This window comes from Streptomyces sp. BK340 (assembly GCF_007827595.1).
In the GTDB taxonomy this organism is placed as follows: domain Bacteria; phylum Actinomycetota; class Actinomycetes; order Streptomycetales; family Streptomycetaceae; genus Streptomyces.
The window spans coordinates 363465-380798 of record NZ_VISR01000002.1 but is presented as its reverse complement, the minus strand read 5'-3'; the positions used below and the strand labels follow the sequence as shown (position 1 = coordinate 380798).

Sequence of the window (17334 nt, the reverse complement as noted above, 5' to 3'; positions counted from 1 at the left end):
CAGCATCGCCAAAACCGTGCTGCTCTGCGGCCGAGGGTTTCGCGACGGTCACGTCGCCGGGTGGTTCAGCGCTCACCGGTGTGGCCGCCAAGTCAGTGGTACCGCCGGCCGTGTTCCGATCCTCTGGCGACGAGTCCACCGCGCCGGTTTCCCCCGGTCGTGGGCTTGCTGGTCGGATGTCGGCCGACGGGAGGGAGCGTGAGCGAGATCAGCGTGCCGGAAGGACGGCAGACAGTACGCTGAATCCAGCGGGATCGGGCCCGCAGCACAGTGTCCGGGAGGTGCTTCATGACGGCCGAGATGGTAGCCCCGGCGTGGATGCATGAGCAGATCACGGCGGAGGAGTACGAGTCCTGGTCCGAGGAGCAGTGCGCAGGCATCGAGATCGTGGACGGGATGGTCGTCGTGAGTCCCAGTGCCTCCAAGCGGCACAACCGGCTGGCCCGTATTCTGGCGAACGCCCTGGACGCCGCCGCGGGCCCGGAGTGGAACGCCGACACGGACTTCGACGTCCGGCTTCAAGACGTCCCGCTCACCAATCGCCGCCCGGACGTCGTCGTGTACCGCGCAGACACGATCGACATCACCCCCACCCGCCCTGAGCACGTGCTGCTGGTCGCGGAGGTGGTGTCACCAGGCTCGGAGACCACCGACCGGATCGTGAAGGTCGACCAGTACGCCAAGGCAGGCATCGGCTTCTACTGGCGGATCGAGCAGGCCGCGACAGGCGTTCCCCTCGTGTACACCTACGTTCTCGACCCCGCGACGAAGACCTACCGGGACGGAGACGTCTTCACCGGCGTCCTCAAGGTCGCGGCCCCCTTCCCGGTGGAGGTCGACCTCGGCCAGGTCTGACCATGCACTGCTTGGCAGTCGGCGACGCGTGAGCGATGCTTGAGCGGACTACCCGATACAGGGCGCAATGAGCCGGATCAAGCGGCTCGCCGCGCGGTTCTGACCAGGGAAAACAGCACCGTACGGCAGCGCCAGGCAGCCCTCGGCAGGGATTCGATCCCACTCCTAAAGCGGGTGTCGCAGGTTCGAATCCTGCCGGGGCACAGAGAAATATCTGGTCAGAGGCCACATGGACCCTCCGTGGACGCCACGGGGGGGTCCTTTGTGTGCTCGATGGGAACATCCCGGGTACGGGATGATGGGGGATTTGGGCAACTTTAGACCGATCATGCGGTGCGGGAATTTTATGGAGTCTTACTGCATCGCATGAGGCTCTACTGCGCCCGGCAGGCTGCTTTCTGGGTGATGCGGGGCGTGTCATAGACGGCCCGCGGGTGATTCGCGCGTCGCCGTCGCGTCACGCGGGTGAGCGATGCAGCCGGGCATGACGATCACCGAGGGCGTCGACGGCATCCTCTCCGGCACCCTGACCTACGACGACACGGCCCGCACGACGACGTACACGGACTCGCTGGGCCATGCCTCGGTCCACCGGTACAACGCCGAGGGGCTCGTGGTGGAGGAGACGGATCCGCTGGGGCATGTCACGCGCACGGAGTGGGACGTGTACGGCGACGAGCCACTGTCGGTCACCGACGCCCTGGGCCACACCACCCGATACGCCTACAACGACGCGGGCAACGTCATCGAACTCACCCTGCCCGACGGCTCGGTGGCCCAGGCTGCATACAACGCGCTCGGCCTGCCGACGGAGGTCGTCGAGCCGGGCGGTGCGGTCTGGCGGCACACGTACGACGAGCGGGGCAACCTGCTGACGACGGTCGATCCGCTCGGCGCCGAGACACGGTACGCGTACAACGATGCGGGCCGTCCGACGGCGATCACGAACGCCCTCGGCCATACCCGCACGGTGGCGTACGACGCGGCGGGCCTGCCCCTCGCCCTGACGGACGAACTGGGCCACACGACCACAATCCGCCGCGACCGCTTCGGCCGAGTCATCGAGGTGAAGGACCCTCTCGGCCACGCCACCCGCCTGGGCTGGACGACGGAGGGCAAGCCGTCCTGGCGCGAGCAGCCCGACGGCACGCGCGAGTCGTGGACCTGGGACGCCCAGGGCAACCTGCTCACCCACGCAGACCCCGCCGGGAACACCACCCAGCACACGGTGAGCCATTTCGGTGTGCCGGCCACCCGCACAGACCCTGACGGAGCGCAGTACGAATTCGTCTATGACACCGAGCTGCGGCTGACGGCCGTCACCAACCCGCAGAGCCTGGTCTGGTCGTACACCTACGACGAAGCGGGCCGACTGACCGCGGAGACGGACTTCAACGGCCGCACCCTCACGTACACGCACAGTGCCGACGGGCGGCTGGCTGCCCGCACCAACGGCGCCGGAGAGACTCTGAGCTTCGCGAGGGACCCGCTCGGACGGGTCGTGGAGCAGCACTCGGACGCCGGTGATGTCACGACGTTCGCCTACGGCCCCGACGGCGGGCTGTGCCGTGCGGCCAACGCGGACGCCGAGGTCGTGCTGGAGCGAGACATGCTCGGCCGGACGCTCTCAGAGGCCGTGAACGGCCGGACGACCACCCATGTCCACGATGCCGTCGGTCGCCGTACCCGACGGGTGACACCTTCCGGGCTGGTCTCCGAGTGGACGTACGACCCGGCAGGACAACCGCTCGCTCTGCGGTCGTCCGCGGGTTCGCTGGACTTCGCCCACGACGCCGCGGGCCGCGAGACACAGCGCGCCCTCGGTACGGAGGCCACCCTGGCCCAGACATGGAACGCGGCGGGGCTGCTGACCGCGCAGACCCTGGCCGCCGCCGCCTCGGACCGCCTCCTCCAGCACCGGACGTACGCCCACCGAGCAGACGGCTACCTCACCGAGATCCGGGAGCTGACGTCTGGCACCCGCCGCTTCGATCTGGATGGTCTGGGCCGCGTCACCGGAACGCGTGCCCACGGCTGGAGCGAGACGTACGCGTACGACCCGGCGGGCAACCTGGTGCACGCCACATCGCCCGCCCATGAGGCTCTCGGCGAGCGCCAGTTCGACGGCACGCTCGTCCGCTCGGCCGGCCGCACGTCGTACGAGTACGATGCCGAGGGCCGTCTCGTCCGCCGGACCCGCAAGCTGCTGAACGGCCAGACCCGCACCTGGACCTACACCTGGAACGCCGAGGACCGCCTCACGGGGGCGACCGCCCCGGACGGCAGCCGGTGGCGGTACGCGTACGACCCGCTCGGCCGCCGCGTCTCCAAGCACCGCGTGGCCGACGACGGTTCCGCGGCCGACCGTACGGACTTCGTCTGAGTCAGCGCGTCCACCCAGACGAACGCATAGGGACCGGCATCCAGGGGCCGGTTGCGGAATGCGGCGACCTGCTCGTCCAGATGCCGGGCCATCGCGCTGACCTGGGACTTCGACAGCTGGGTCACGCCGAGGGACTCGGCGAGCTTCTCGACCCGGCGGGTGGACACTCCCAGCAGGTAGGCGGTCGCGACCACCGAGACGAGAGCCTGCTCGGCCCGGCGACGGCGTTCCAGGAGCCAGTGCGGGAAGTAACTGCCCTGCCGCAGCTTGGGGATGGCCAGTTCGACGGTGCCGGCCCGGGTGTCCCACTCGCGCGGGCGGTAGCCGTTGCGGTGGTTGACGCGTTCGTCGCTGACCTGCCCATATTCGGCACCGCATAGGGCGTCGGCCTCGGCGGACATCAACGCGTCGGCGAATGTCTTGACCATCGCGCGCCGCAGATCCGGACTCGCCGCGGCGAGGTTGTCCTCGGCGAGGGCGTGCAGGGGCACACTGTCAGGTGCGGTCATCGTGCTGATCTCCTTCGAGCTTCGACACCTCGAAGATCAGCCGGTGGCCGTTCGTCTATGCGGTCCTCACCCCGACGCCGGAGCAAACCCCCGGATCAGGTCGAACCCGTACACCATCTCCATGGACGCAACCCGCGGTGCTCACCGCTTCGTCGACCGCAGCTGACCTCAGCGGACTCCCCAGCCCCTAGTTTCCAAGGGTTCGTGGAGGCCCTATGGGAACGTCATGGGAACGGAAGGCCGAGCAAAGGCGGGGAACGATCAGGCAAGGGCGGAAGGCTGCACCCCGCTGACCAGTAGGAACGGTGAAGCCGAGTGTGACGTGCGCAGGGTGCTCCCATCCCGTCCGCCGTCGCCCCAGGCAGAGCCGAGCAGACACGGCCCCTGGCGTCCAGGTCGTTCGTACAGCGGCGCGCTCCACCTGGACGCCAGGAACCACGCCCGCTCCACGGTGTGTGGGTCGACGGCAGACGGGATGGGAGCTGGGGCAAGTGGTGGGTTGAGGAGGATGGATGCCGCAGCGGCAGCATTACGGCCGCCAGCCTAACGATCAAGCCAGTTGAGAAGATCTCCGAGACTTGGCGGACGTCGACAAGCTGCGGATGTGGCCCGCAGGGACAGGGCGTAACGTGGGCCATACATCCGGACCGCGCCCGCTGGGCGTGAAGTCCCGCGTGCCCCCCACCCATTGCTCCGTGACTGGGGTGCGCCCGGACGAGCGGAGGATCTGCGATGGGTACAGTCACGACCGACGACGGCACCACGATCTTCTACAAGGACTGGGGTCCTCGGGATGGGGAGCCGATCGTCTTCCACCACGGGTGGCCGCTGAGCGCCGACGACTGGGACAATCAGATGTTGTTCTTCCTGGCGCAGGGCTACCGAGTCATCGCCCACGACCGCCGTGGCCACGGACGCTCCACCCAGACCGCGACCGGCCACGACATGGACACCTACGCCGCGGACGTGACCGCCCTGACCGACGCACTCGACCTGCGGGGCGCCGTGCACATCGGCCACTCCACCGGCGGTGGCGAGGTCGCCCGCTACGTCGCCCGCGCTAAGCCCGGCCGTGTCTCAAAGGCGGTCCTGGTGGGCGCGGTGCCACCGCTGATGCTGAAGACGGAGGCCAACCCGGGCGGCTTGCCGATGGAGGTCTTCGACGGCTTCCGTGAGGGCGTTGCCGGCAACCGGGCTCAGTCGTTCATTGATATTCCCTCGGGGCCGTTCTACGGCTTCAACCGTCCCGGAGCGCAGGTGTCGCAGGGTTTGATCGACAACTGGTGGCGCCAGGGCATGATGGGCGCGGCGAACGCGCACTATGAGTGCGTTGCGGCGTTCTCCGAGACCGACTTCACCGAGGACTTGCAGCAGATCGAGGTGCCCGTCCTCGTCGCGCACGGAACCGACGACCAGGTCGTTCCGTACGACGACTCGGCACCCCTGACGGTCAAGCTTCTGAGGAACGGGACCCTCAAGTCCTACGAGGGCTATCCGCACGGGATGCTGTCGACGCACCCGGAGGTCCTCAACCCGGACATCCTCGCGTTCATCCGTTCCTGACCCCGGCAGGCTGGCCTCAGCGTCCGGCCCGTTCCCCGGCGTACCCGTAGTTCGCATCGGGGAGCGCACCTGGTCAGGCGGGCGTCGGGCCGTCTCAGTTTCCGTCTCGTTCAGCGACGGACAGCACCGTTCAGGCAGGTCCGGGCCAAGTCCGACCCGATCGGATCGGCGCTGGCGAAGGCGGCCGGGCTTCCGGCCGCAGGCGCCGCGCGGTGTCAGGCTTCCACTCGTGCGGTGGGGATCAGCGGTGGCGGCGTACGGGCCGGGTTGATCGCCCCATGGTGGACCTTGCCGAGGACGACCCGGCGGCGCCGTCCAGACGAGCGCCGGACGCGGCGGCGACGGCCGACAGGCCGACCGCGATGCCGAGCTCGGTCCAGCGCCCCCCGTACGGGCGGTGTGCTTCCTGAACTTCTCGGCAGTGGTCGGGAAGAAAAGCGCCCCGGGGCGCGGGAGAGTGGATGAGCGCCCTGGGGCCGTTCTGGTCGGCGCGCACATGCGGCGCGTCGGCCGCGTTCAGGGCCGGCCGAGCGCGCGGTACGTCCATCCCGCCGCGCGCCACCGTCCGTCGTCCAGGGCGTTGCGGCCGTCGATGACGTACGGCCGCGCCACCATGTCCCGCACTACGGCGGGGTCCAGGTCCCGGAACTCCTGCCACTCGGTGAGGTGGAGGACGACGTCGGCCTGACACAGGGCGTCCTCGGCGGAGGTCGCGTAGGCCAGGGTCGGGAACGCCTTGCGAGCGTTGTCCATGGCCTTGGGGTCGTAGACGCTGACGTTGCCGCCCTGGAGCTGTATCTGCGCGGCCACGTTGAGGGCCGGGGAGTCCCGTATGTCGTCGGAGTCGGGCTTGAAGGCAGCGCCCAGGACGGCGATCCGGCGGCCGAGGAAGCTGCCCCCGGCCGCTTCGCGTGCCAGGTCCACGACCCGGCTGCGGCGGCGCATGTTGATGTGGTCGACCTCGCGGAGGAAGGCCAGTGCCTGGTCCACGCCCAACTCTCCCGCTCGAGCCATGAAGGCGCGGATGTCCTTGGGCAGGCAGCCTCCACCGAATCCGACTCCGGCGCGCAGGAAGCGGCCGCCGATGCGGGTGTCGTGGGACAGGGCCTCGGCGAGGAGGCTGACGTCGGCGCCGGCGGCCTCGCAGACCTCGGCCATGGCGTTGATGAAGGAGATCTTGGTGGCCAGGAATGCGTTGGCCGAGGTCTTCACCAGCTCCGCCGTCGGGAAGTCGGTGACGACGACCGGAGTTCCGTTCGAGATGACGGGGGCGTAGACCACGCGCAGGCGCGCCTCCGCCGCCGTCGATCGCACGCCGAAGACCAGCCGGTCCGGCCGCAGGGTGTCCTCGACGGCGAAGCCCTCCCGGAGGAACTCGGGGTTCCAGGCGAGTTCGGCGTCCTCGGGCAGCATCGCCGCGAGTCGCTCGGCGGTGCCGACCGGAACGGTGGACTTGCCGACCACGAGCGCGTTCCGGCCGGCCAGAAGCGGGGCCAGGTGCTCGATGACGGCGTCGACGTAGCGCAGGTCCGCCGCGTTGCCACCGGGCGACTGCGGGGTGCCGACGCAGGAGAAGTGGACTTCGCCGAATTCGGCGACTTCCTCGTAAGAGGTGGTGAAGCGCAGCCGCCCGGTGGCCACGTGTTTGGCCAGAAGCTCTTCCAGGCCGGGTTCATAGAAAGGGACCCGGCCGGATCGCAGTGCGGCGATCTTGTCCGGGTCGACGTCGAGCCCGAGAACCTCGTGGCCTATTTCTGCCATACAGGCAGCATGCGTGGCACCGAGATATCCGGTGCCGATGACTGTCACACGGGCAGACACTGAATCGCCTTCCGCACATGGTGCTCAGTGACCCCTTTGGAGGTCTGTGGAGAGCGGAACCATAACCCGGGGAAGAGAGCGGATCGACCGCGCCGACCCATGTCACGCAACCGTCACACGAGCGTGATCTTCCACGCCTTGAACGTGTAACCCTCACACATCTTTCACATCTCCATTGAATAACGAACGATCTTGATGTGCCGTTTTGAGGTGTTTTTCATGATTTAGCACACTGTAACTCCTGCTAGTTTCCGGCCAGTTGGCGAGATCAGCATCGATGTCGCCGACACCAGGGGTAGGAGGGCGACCGGGGCCGCACAGGCCCGGCGGAGCAGTCGGCACGGCCTGCCGGCACACGACCTTCCGTGCCTGAATCTCCGATTCCACGGCTCAGGGAAGGTCATGCTTGCGTATTTGCTGGAATTGAGAGAATGGCGGAACAACGGAGTCGTCTACCCGTTCGCCGTTTTCATGACCATGGTCTGGTCGCTCTGGATCATCCGCATTCTGCTGGCCCGCCGCTACAAACCATGGAAGCGACCCTGGCAGACGACGACCTCGGTCATCATTCCCGTCGTCGACGAGCCGGAAGACCTTTTCCGTTCCGTACTCCAGCGAATAACCGAGCAGCAGCCGACCGAGGTCATCGTCGTCATCAACGGCCGACGCAACCCGGTTCTGGAGGACATCTGCACCGACATGGGTGTCGACTGGCGCTGGACCGAGATACCCGGCAAGCGCAACGCGCTGCGCGTCGGCCTGGAGGATGCGACCGGCGAGATCGCCGTACTCGTCGACTCGGACACCATTTGGACCACGGACACCCTGACCGAACTGGTGAAGCCCTTCCGCGATCCTGAGGTCGGCGGTGTCACCACCCGACAGCGGATCCTCGACCCCGGGCGCTCGGTGCTCACCCGTTGGGCCGACTGGCTGGAGAGCGTCCGCTGCCACTACTCGATGCCCGCGATGAGCGTGGTCGGCACGGTGGGCTGCCTGCCCGGCCGGACCATCGCCTTCCGCCGGAGCATCCTGGAGGACTGCATGGAGGACTTCCTCAACGAGAAGTTCCTCGGCGTCTTCCTGGAGGTCAGCGACGACCGGACACTGACCAACTACACCCTCAAGGCCGGGTACAAGAGCGTCTACCAGTCCACCTCGCTGGTCTACACCGACGCCCCGCTGGAGCTGCGGAAGCTCGCCAAGCAGCAGTACCGCTGGGCGCGCGGCTCGCAGTACAACACCCTGCGGATGTTCTGGTGGATGCTGCGCCACGCGAAGATGCTCTGGCTGTTCTACATCGCCGACATCCTGGTGCCCTTCGTCCTGCTCGGCACCTTCGCGTCCTGGGCCGTCGCCGCCTGGCGGCGCGACAAGCCCGGCATCTACAACCAGCTGCCGCTGCCGCACACCCCGTGGCACGCGCTGGTGTTCGTCCTCGGCCTGGCCGCCCTCATGTCCCTGATCTCCATGGCCATCCGCTTCGGCCGCCACTTCGCCTACCGGCCCAAGGACATGGTCTTCCTGCCGGTCTTCATGATCATCAACACGCTGCTCCTGCTCCCGGTACGCCTCCTCGGCTTCTTCCGCATGGCCCACAACGCGAGCTGGGGAACCCGCGCCGACAGCTTCGCCGGCGAACGCACCCGCAGCCCCCTCGTCGTGGTCCCCTACCTGCTGGGCGCCGCCCTGCTCTTCGGATCGGTGATGATGAGTGTCTAAGGCAGGCAAGTCCTCCGGCCGGTCCCGCGCCAAGCGCCTGCACTGGTGGAACCGCGGCAGCGGTGTCCGGCTGCGGCTGTGGATGGCCGTCAACGTCCTCGTGCTGTCGCTGCTCAGCTACGGCGTCTACCTCCTCGCCAACTCCAGCTCCGAGCCGGTCTACCAGGGCCTCGGTGTCCCCGCGGCCAAGCCCGGCATCAAGGACCGGCTCACGTCCGGGGCGTCCGCCGCCCGCACCACCGTCCCGGAGAAAGCTTCCTTCACCGCTCCCGAAGGCAAGTACTTCGGGCTCAGCAGCACCCAGGTCCCCTGGTCGTCCAAGAAGACCAACACCCTGGCGAAGGCGGCCGGGCAGCGGCCGACCATGTCCGAGTACTTCGTCAACTGGAACGAGGACTTCGACCCCACCGCCGTCGACGCGTCCTACCGGCAGGGCATGCTCCCGGTGATCTCCTGGCAGCCCTGGGCCGACCGGAAGCACGGCACCGACCAGCCGAAGTACGCACTCTCAAAGATCGCCGACGGCACGTACGACACGTACGTCTCGCGCTTCGCGAAAGCCGTCGCCGGCCACAAGTGGCCCGTGGTGATCCGCTTCGCGCACGAGATGAACGGCGCCTGGTACCCCTGGTCGGAGCAGCGCAGCGGCAACCACAAGGGCGACTACGTCAAGGCCTGGCGGCACGTCCACGACCTCTTCGAGCAGGCCGGCGCCGACAACGTCATCTGGTTGTGGAGCCCCAACATCCTGCGCCCGGTGCCCGAGGTGAGCCTGGCCGAGCTGTATCCCGGCGACGACTACACCGACTGGGTCGGCACGGTCGGCTACGCCGTGCACGAGAAGACCGCGGCCGCCGTCTTCGACCCGACGCTGAAGAAGCTGCGCAAGCTCACCGACCACCCCATCGTCATCACCGAGGCCGGCGCGCAGCCCGGCACGTCGAAGGCGGCGTGGATCAGCGACTTCTTCAAGTGGCTCGGGAAGAGCGAGCAGGACGACGTCATCGGCTTCATCTGGTTCGAACGCGACCGGGAACAGGGCGGCGGCGCGGACTGGCGCTTCACCGAGAACGCGGCGACGCTCAAGGCGTTCCGGCGCGGGCTCGCGGACATCGACCTGACCGGGTCGGCGGACCTGTCGACGTCGGCGACACCGACGGCCTCCACCACCACTACGACCGGCTGATCCTCGCCAGCCGTACGGTGTCCAACCCGCCGGCGAAGGCACGGGAGGTCCCCGGGGTCCGGGTGAAGCGCCAGTCCTCCGCGCCTGCCGCGCCCAGGCAGCCCGGTGCCGCGCCGAACTCGGCCAGGTCACCGACGCGCTCCAGGGCGTGCTGAACGCTGAGGGCCCGGACAACCCCGCTCAGTGCGGGGCCCTTGGCGCCCCGAAGGGGTCTGCGGTGCTCAGCGCTTCAGCGACCGCGGCTGGTCTCAGCCGACTCCCCCACCCCAGCCCCCGGGGGCCTCCGAGGGCCCCTCATGGGAACGCCATGGGAACGGAAGGCCGAATAAAGACAGGGAAGGACCGGAAGGATCCGGAAGACTCCGCCGCGCTGACCAGCATGAACGGTGAAGCCAGGGAAAGGGGGGTCAGGCGGTAACCCGCGTGCGCCGCCGCCTCAGGCGGGGACGAAGGCCCACCAGGGTGGCGGCGATCACCGCCCACAGCGCGAGGGTGGTCAGTGGCTGCACCGCCTGCGCGCCGTGGAAGTAGCTCAGGTCGGTCACGGCGCGAACGGCCGCACCCGGCGGCAGCAGGGCGGAGACGGCGTGTGCGGCGGAGGGCAGGAGGTCCGGGCCGATGGCCGCTCCGCTGGTGGAGTTGCCGACCGTGAGCAGCAAAAGGGTGGCGACGGGCACGCCGACCGGGCCGAGGTAGGTGCCCAGCAGCTTGGTGGTGAACGCGGCTGCCGCGGCAAGCAGGGTCAGGGCGAAGGCCAGCGGCATCACCGGCGCGGGCACCGCCCCGAGGATGGGGCCGGCGATGACGGTGGCGACGATGCCGATGGCCACAGACGCGCCGGACAGTAGCCAGAACCGGTGGTGCAGGTGCAGATGGTTCGCGAGACCCAGAACGTTCTGGGCGAGGACGAAGCCGGCCAGTGTGACGCCGAACGCCATGTAGAACCCGGCCAGTCCACGCGAGTCGAAACGAGCGAACGGGACGACATCCACCGTGGTCAGGCGCTGGCCCGATGCGTGGGCATAGGCGCCGATCAGGCTCTTGACGGCCGTCGTCGTCGACTGCCCGTTGGCCCCGCCGATCTCCAGGCGCAACCGGTCGGAGGCCGCGCGGCCACTGAGCGCGGCCACGACATCGCGGCGCTCGACCTCAGCGCGCCCCGTGGCGGCGTCGGCGACAGGATGGACATCGACGCTGTCACCCAGGACCTGGCTTATCTCGCCCGAAAGCTCCTGGCCGGCGACAGCCACCGGCACCCGGTGCGGCTGGGGGTTGCGCTGCAGACCGACGTAGCAGCCGATGAAGGCCGCCACGACGACCAGGGCGATCACGGTCGGCTGGAGCCAGAGCCGGACCGGTGGCGCAGTTGCGGAGGTGGCGGTGGCGGTGGTCAGGTCGGCTTCGGCGGCCGGGCCGAGGCGAGTGGCCATGAAGTGTCTCCCGTGAAGGGGGGCGCGCCCTTGGACGAGGGGAGGGGGCGCCCCAAATAGATGATGCAGGCAATCTAAACAGCACCGTACGATAGATGTCGTCCAGCATCCAAAAGGGAGGTGCCCTATGGGTCGCGTCTCACAGGCACAGGCACAGGCGAACCGCCAGCGGGTCGTGGAACGGGCCTCGCAACTGTTCCGCGAGCAGGGCACGGGCGTGAGCGTCGCGGATCTGATGAAGGCGGCCGGCCTGACGCACGGCGGCTTCTACAAGCAGTTCGCCTCCAAAGAGGCCCTGATCGACGAGGCGGTCACCCACGCCTTCGGCGAACTGGCCGAGTTCCACGCCACCACACTCGAAGAGCACGAGGGTGACCGTGTCGAGGCCCAGCAGTCCCTGATCGACGGGTACCTGTCCGTCCGGCACCGGGACACTCCCGCCTCGGGCTGCCCCGTCGCCGCGCTCGCCACCGACATGGCCCGGGACAGTGGCGACCACGCAGCGCACCGCGCCTACGCCGAAGGGGTACAGGACTTCACCCAGTGGCTCGCCACCGACGACGAGGACGGCATCGCCCGGCTGTGCACCATGCTCGGCGCCCTTCTCCTGGCCCGCGCCACCAAGAACTCCCCACTGTCCGGGCAGGTGCTCTCCGCCGCCCGCGCCGCGCTGTCACCGGCCCCGCAAAACCAGGTGTCTGACATCCACTGCTGACATCGACGACGTCGGACAGGGGCGTACACCAGCGGATGCGTCCGGGCGTCGCATCAGTCGTCGGCAGCAGCTGGACTGCGCTCGGATCGAACTCCTAAAGCAGGTGTCGCAGGTTCGAATCCTGCCGAGGGCGCCAGGAAGTACCTGGTAACAGGGCATACCGACCCTCCGCGAGTATCATGGAGGGCCGATATGCCTCAGATGGGAACCTGACGGGAACGGCACGATGAGTAACTTCGGGTAACTCTACGCCGACAGTGCAGTCCGCTTTATGGACTTCCGCCCGATTCAGTGAGGGGGTGTTACCGCCCCCCGGCGAGCTACTTCCTGCGCGATGTTGAGCACGTCGTGGTCGACGGTGGGCGATTCGCGGACCGTCGTCGCGCCGCGGATTACACGAACTGCCGCTTTCTGGACTTGGCACATGAACCCGGCCTGCTTTCGACGGCTAGCCAAGTCCCGCTCCGCGCGTCATCGGCGCACCAGCGCGGCCTCCGCCTGTGGACCGATGCCTGGAGGTGATCGCTCCCTCAGTCAACTCACTTTGCGCGGACAACGTGTGCTGACATGCCACACATGGCGTAATGGGCCGCTCAGGCGGCTTATCGGGTCTTGTGCGAAGACCGTGAATGGCGTGGGTGGCGGGAAGGATGCGGCGAAGCGGGCCATGGGCGAGGAGAGCGTGGACCGGTCGGAGGGTTTCGGCGAGCGGTTGCTCGGCCTGTTGCTGGACCGGGCGCGGCTGTTGCCGCCGCAGTTGATTGCTCCGCTGGTCGCGGAGGAGGCGGCCGGGATCGGTGGTCGTGACGTCTCCATCCTGCTCCAGGACTACGCGCAGGAGTTGCTGGTGCCGTTGCCGGGCAGGAAGCTGCACGTCGGCCAGCCCCAGCCGGTAGCCGACTCCCCCGCCAGCCGGGCCTTCCTGCACGCGGACGTGGTCGAGGTACCGCAGGCCCAGGGCGGCGTGCGGATATATCTGCCGCTGCTGGACGGCAGCGACGAGGTCGGTGTGATGGCCGTGACCCTGGATACCGTCGGCGACGACGCCCGGCGCCTGCTGCGCAGGCTCGCCGGGCTGGTCGCCGACATGCTGGTCACCAAGAACGCCTACACCGACCAGTTCTTCCTGGCCCGGCGCCGGGAGCCGATGAGCGTGTCCGCGGAGATCCAGTGGAGCCTGCTGCCGCCGCTGTCGATGACAGTGCCGCAGGTCGAGGTGGCCGGCGCCCTGGAGCCCGCCTACCGCCTGGCCGGCGACAGCTTCGACTACGCCCTCAATGACAACATCCTGCATGTGGCCGTGATCGACGCGATGGGCCACGGCCTGGACGCCGCCGCGATGGCGACCATCGCCATCGGCGCCTACCGGCACGCCCGGCGCGTATTCGTCAGCCTGGCCGAGAAGTACGCGTACATGGACGACGCCATCTCACGGCAGTTCGGGCCCGACCACTTCGTCACGGCGCAGCTGATGCACCTCAACATCGCCACCGGTGAGCTGGAGCTGGTCAACGCGGGACACCCCGCGCCGCTACTGATCCGCGATGGCCAAGTCGTGCGACAGCTGGACAGCGCAACAACGCTGCCCGTCGGCTTCGGCGGTGAGCAGCCCCGGATCAGACAGCACCTGCTCCAGCCGGGCGACCGGGTGCTGTGCTACACCGACGGCATCATCGAGGAACACGTCACCGGCGGCGAGCCGTTCGGTGAGGAACGCCTCATCCGGTGCGTCAACCGCCTTGCGGAGGAGACGTCGGGCGGGGTGCGGGCGGGCGTGAGCTGGCTCTCTCACACGCTGAAGACGGAACGGGGCGGGAGCACCAGCGACGACGCCACCCTGTTCATGATCGAGTGGCACGGGGGCGCTGCCGACCACCTCGCGGTCCTTGACTGAGCAACCTCGACGTCAACCTGCCGAGCACAGGGTGACGGTTCCGGACAGGACGGCGAAAACCAGTCCTTGCCGGGGTGAACGCCGAGCTGGTCGTTGCCGCCCTCGCGGGCTTCGTCGGTGATGCGCATCTTGGCGACGGTGGCGCCGGACGGGCCGGAGTCGCGGCTCAGCAGCCAGGTCGTCCCCCGTTGTTCGTCGCGCTGAGGACGGATCACGATGTCGCCGTCGTCGACGGACTCCACCAGCTGATCGAGGGCTGTACCCCGGGCGCGGGCCAGCGAGATCAGCTGGTCGAGGCTGATGCGCCGGCGCCCGGTCTCGATCCGGCTCAGCTGTCCGACCTGCGTCAGCAGTGGTGAAGGGCCAAGCCGCTGTGGAGTTCAGCCCCCGGATCGGCGGGCGTACGGCAGGTTCATCGAAGCCGGCACGATCCGCGCGTGGAGCTCTCCTGCCGACTTCATCGCCGCAGTCAGCCGACACCGGCTCCCTCGGCCCGCAAATGTCCCGGCGTCCGACATTCCGGTCTCCGCGAGTACCGCACTCTTCGTGATGGCAGTACTTCTGGACCAGGTGATCGCCCGGCCCAGGATCTTGACACGGTCGATGACTTCTGCACGGTGAGCCTGGTCACGCCACTTTCGCTATCTACTAGGCAGGGTCGTGGACCGCAAACTGCCGCCTGCGCCCGGGAAACCGGCGTCGATGCCGGGGGTCGCTACGGTCGTGGGCCGTATCAGAAGCATTTGGCACTGAGCTGGGGTGCGAGCTAACGATGTGCCCTGCCGTGCAGTGCCGCCGGTGCCACACCCCCGGCGGTGCCGTCCCCCCGACGTGGGCATGTCGAATCCCGATCCGATCCCTCCACGGCCCGGCTGCGCGACCCGAGCGCAAGGAAGAAGGTGCCCATGTCCAGCGTCGCCCTGCTCGCCCGTCCTGCGCTCGCTGCCGCGCCGGGCGCAGCAGTCGGCCGGGTGATGACCTTCCTGGACCACTTCGCCGGCGTCTTCACCCTGCTCTCGCTCACCGCCGTGGTCACCTGCGGGCTCGCCGCCACCGACCGGCTGGTGCTGACCCCCCGGCTGCGGGTGGCCGTGCAGTCGGTGCACCGGGCGAGCGCCGTCGCGGCGCTCGGCTTCCTGGCCACTCACATCGCGGTCAAGGTCGTCGAGCGGCACGCCGCTCCGCAGACCGCGGTGGTCCCCTTCACCGGCGGCGCCGCCCTTGCGGTGAGCCTGGGCACCATCGCCGCCGACCTGCTCGTCCTGATCACGGCCACCGGCGTGCTCCGGGGCCGGTTCGCCGGCCGCCGCCCCTGGCTGTGGCGGGTGCTGCACTCGTCTGCGTACGTCTGCTGGCCGGTCTCACTGGCACACGGGCTGACGGCGGGGCGCAAGGCGCACGCGTGGGTGCTCTGGGGCTACGGCTTGTGCGCGGCCCTGGTGGCGCTCGCACTGTTGGTCCGTGCCCTTTCCTACCTGGGCCGTCACCGGACCTTGCGTCGGCGTCGGCGTGGCGCCAATGCATATCGGCCGGCCGCGGTCCGCCCGGCCGCGCTGGCCGCCCTGTCCGCGCGGTCCTCCTGGCCCGCCACCGGTGCCCGCCCGATCGCCCGGCCCGGGTGGCCCGCGGCGTCGACGTCGGCGGCTCGCCCGTCGGCACGGAGTGCCGGCCAGCTCGGCCAGCCCAGGCACGCCGCGAGACCAGGGCCCCGGCCGGTCCGCCTGGCCCAGCCAGGGAACAGCGAGTGAAGGTCGCACCGCCGAAGCTGCTCGAGGTGCGCTGGCTGGATTCGGCCCGGATGACCGCCGGCCTGGACCGCCACCAGCGCCTGGACCTCGCCGCGCACACCCGTGTACACCCGCCGCTCCTCCAACCGGACCGGGACGGTCTGCTCGCCCTGGCCGAAGCCGTCGGCCTGTCCGGCCGCGGCGGCGCCGGCTTCCCGTTCTCCCGCAAGGCCCGGGCCGCACTCGCCGTCGCCGACCGCATGGGGGCACCGCCGGTCGTCGTGGTGAACGGCGCGGAGGGTGAACCGGCCAGCGCCAAGGACAAGATGCTGCTCGCCCGTACGCCGCACCTGGTACTGGACGGCGCCTGCCTGGCCGCCGCCGCGTTCGGCGCCGAGGAGATCGTGATCGGCGTCGCCGCGGGCAGTCCCGGTGAGATTTCGGTTCCGGCAGCCCTCGCCGAGCGCGAACTTCCCTGCCCGGCCCGGACCATATGCCTGCCCGACCGCTTCGTCTCCGGCGAATCCGGGGCCCTGATCCGGGGCGTCAACGGTCTGCCCGTGGTACCGGCGCCGTTGAAGGCCCGCGCGGCCGACGGCGGAACGGGCGGGGTGCGTCGCCGTCCGACGCTGCTCTCCAACGCCGAGACCTGGGCCCAACTCGCCGTCGCGGCCCGGCTTGGACCTGACTCCTACGCCGCCGTCGGCACCGCCGCCGAACCCGGCACGATCCTGCTCACCGTCAACCGGCCGGGCGCCGATCCGCTGGTGGTCGAGGTTCCGACCGGCTCCCGGCTGGGCCCGGTACTGGACGCCTGCGGCCTCCAGCCGGGCGCCGGCGTGCTGGTGGGCGGCTACCACGGCGCCTGGCTGCACCCGTCGGACGCCATCGACGCCCCGCTCTCCCGCGCCGGACTCGCCGGCCTCGGCGGGACCCTTGGCGCGGGGGCGGTCGTCGCGCTCCCCGACGACACCTGCCCGCTCGGCGAGACCGCCCGGGTCGCGGCCTGGCTGGCGGCCGAGTCCGCCGGCCAGTGCGGACCGTGCAAGCGCGGGCTGCCCGATGCCGCCGAGGCCCTGGCCGTGCTGGCCGCCGGTGCTGCCGAGCCCGCGGTGCTGGAGGACGCCCGGTGCGCCCTCGGCGCAGCCCAGGGCGGTGGTGCCTGCTCGCACCCGGACGGCACGGCCCGCTTCCTGCTCACCGCGCTGGACGTCTTCTCCGAAGACGTCGACGCCCACCTGTCCGGCCCCGGCTGCGGCCGTCCCGTGCAGGGCGTACTGCCCCTCCCGCCTGCGAAGGGCGCCCGGCTGGAGGTGGACTGGTCCCGCTGCACCGGTCACGGTCTGTGCGCCGTGCTGGCCCCGGACCTCATTCGCCTCGGCCCGCACGGTTACCCGACCTCCACCACCATCCCGGTCGCCCCCTGGCAGGAGCACGGCGCCCGCCGCGCCGTCAACCAGTGCCCGGCCCTGGCAGTGCGTCTCCGGCATCGCGTGTGACTCCCCTGAGGCCTCCCTCACGGCTGCAGG

General features: G+C 69.4%; 11 protein-coding genes and 2 pseudogenes. 10 read left to right on the top strand and 3 right to left on the bottom strand.

The annotated features are described in order from the left end of the window. Positions 1 to 288: 288 nt before the first annotated feature. Together FB157_RS05120 and FB157_RS05115 are read left to right on the top strand one after the other, a co-directional pair. The gene (locus tag FB157_RS05120; RefSeq protein WP_145876367.1) at positions 289 to 855 is read left to right on the top strand and encodes a Uma2 family endonuclease; all 567 of its coding nucleotides are present in this window, start codon (positions 289 to 291) and stop codon (positions 853 to 855) included. Positions 856 to 1348: 493 nt separating this feature from the next. Next, positions 1349 to 3238: pseudogene (locus tag FB157_RS05115) on the top strand (RHS repeat protein); the annotation flags it as partial. Positions 3239 to 3240: 2 nt separating this feature from the next. On the opposite strand, the pseudogene FB157_RS05110 reads toward FB157_RS05115, so the two are convergent. Further along, positions 3241 to 3747 (bottom strand): annotated as a pseudogene (locus tag FB157_RS05110) (transposase); the annotation flags it as partial. A gap of 732 nt (positions 3748 to 4479) precedes the next feature. Between FB157_RS05110 and FB157_RS05105 the strand changes: the two are divergent. Next, positions 4480 to 5310: an alpha/beta fold hydrolase gene (locus FB157_RS05105; RefSeq protein ID WP_145876363.1), complete on the top strand. Its 831-nt coding sequence runs from the start codon at positions 4480 to 4482 to the stop codon at positions 5308 to 5310. A 516-nt stretch (positions 5311 to 5826) separates the two neighbouring features. Here FB157_RS05105 and FB157_RS05100 read toward each other — a convergent pair. Then, positions 5827 to 7131, bottom strand: a complete 1305-nt coding sequence (locus FB157_RS05100) for a UDP-glucose/GDP-mannose dehydrogenase family protein (protein WP_145876361.1) — start codon at positions 7129 to 7131, stop codon at positions 5827 to 5829. Between the two features lie 402 nt (positions 7132 to 7533). Here FB157_RS05100 and FB157_RS05095 point away from each other — a divergent pair, with 402 nt between their 5' ends. Beyond that, positions 7534 to 8853: a glycosyltransferase family 2 protein gene (locus FB157_RS05095; protein ID WP_145876360.1), complete on the top strand. Its 1320-nt coding sequence runs from the start codon at positions 7534 to 7536 to the stop codon at positions 8851 to 8853. Then, positions 8846 to 10039, top strand: coding sequence for a glycoside hydrolase family 26 protein (locus tag FB157_RS05090; RefSeq protein WP_145876358.1), 1194 nt, complete (start codon positions 8846 to 8848; stop codon positions 10037 to 10039). The genes FB157_RS05095 and FB157_RS05090 overlap by 8 nt, the downstream gene beginning before the upstream one ends. Before the next feature lie 407 nt (positions 10040 to 10446). On the opposite strand, the gene FB157_RS05085 is transcribed toward FB157_RS05090, so the two are convergent. Next, positions 10447 to 11469, bottom strand: a complete 1023-nt coding sequence (locus FB157_RS05085; protein ID WP_145876356.1) for a hypothetical protein — start codon at positions 11467 to 11469, stop codon at positions 10447 to 10449. A gap of 127 nt (positions 11470 to 11596) precedes the next feature. Between FB157_RS05085 and FB157_RS05080 the strand changes: the two genes are divergently transcribed. From FB157_RS05080 to FB157_RS05060, 5 genes are all read left to right on the top strand, one after another. Next, positions 11597 to 12184, top strand: coding sequence for a TetR/AcrR family transcriptional regulator (locus tag FB157_RS05080; RefSeq protein ID WP_145876354.1), 588 nt, complete (start codon positions 11597 to 11599; stop codon positions 12182 to 12184). A 667-nt stretch (positions 12185 to 12851) separates the two neighbouring features. Continuing rightward, positions 12852 to 14078: a PP2C family protein-serine/threonine phosphatase gene (locus FB157_RS05075; RefSeq protein ID WP_145876807.1), complete on the top strand. Its 1227-nt coding sequence runs from the start codon at positions 12852 to 12854 to the stop codon at positions 14076 to 14078. Positions 14079 to 14152: 74 nt separating this feature from the next. Further along, positions 14153 to 14437 carry a hypothetical protein gene (locus tag FB157_RS47125; RefSeq protein WP_186581348.1) on the top strand — a complete coding sequence of 95 codons (285 nt, stop codon included), beginning with the start codon at positions 14153 to 14155 and terminating at the stop codon, positions 14435 to 14437. 546 nt (positions 14438 to 14983) lie between these two features. Further along, the gene (locus FB157_RS05065; protein WP_145876352.1) at positions 14984 to 15826 is read left to right on the top strand and encodes a hypothetical protein; all 843 of its coding nucleotides are present in this window, start codon (positions 14984 to 14986) and stop codon (positions 15824 to 15826) included. Next, positions 15823 to 17304: an NADH-quinone oxidoreductase subunit NuoF family protein gene (locus FB157_RS05060; protein ID WP_222440914.1), complete on the top strand. Its 1482-nt coding sequence runs from the start codon at positions 15823 to 15825 to the stop codon at positions 17302 to 17304. The genes FB157_RS05065 and FB157_RS05060 overlap by 4 nt, the downstream gene beginning before the upstream one ends. The last annotated feature ends 30 nt before the right edge of the window (positions 17305 to 17334 follow it).

Excerpts from the sequence above, each read along its gene's own strand:
- FB157_RS05120 (WP_145876367.1), top strand. The coding sequence starts at position 289 with ATGACGGCCGAGATGGTAGCCCCGGCGTGGATGCATGAGCAGATCACG.
- FB157_RS05105 (WP_145876363.1), top strand. The coding sequence starts at position 4,480 with ATGGGTACAGTCACGACCGACGACGGCACCACGATCTTCTACAAGGAC.
- FB157_RS05095 (WP_145876360.1), top strand. The coding sequence starts at position 7,534 with ATGCTTGCGTATTTGCTGGAATTGAGAGAATGGCGGAACAACGGAGTC.
- FB157_RS05085 (WP_145876356.1), bottom strand. The coding sequence starts at position 11,469 with ATGGCCACTCGCCTCGGCCCGGCCGCCGAAGCCGACCTGACCACCGCC.
- FB157_RS05080 (WP_145876354.1), top strand. The coding sequence starts at position 11,597 with ATGGGTCGCGTCTCACAGGCACAGGCACAGGCGAACCGCCAGCGGGTC.
- FB157_RS05075 (WP_145876807.1), top strand. The coding sequence starts at position 12,852 with ATGGGCGAGGAGAGCGTGGACCGGTCGGAGGGTTTCGGCGAGCGGTTG.
- FB157_RS05065 (WP_145876352.1), top strand. The coding sequence starts at position 14,984 with ATGTCCAGCGTCGCCCTGCTCGCCCGTCCTGCGCTCGCTGCCGCGCCG.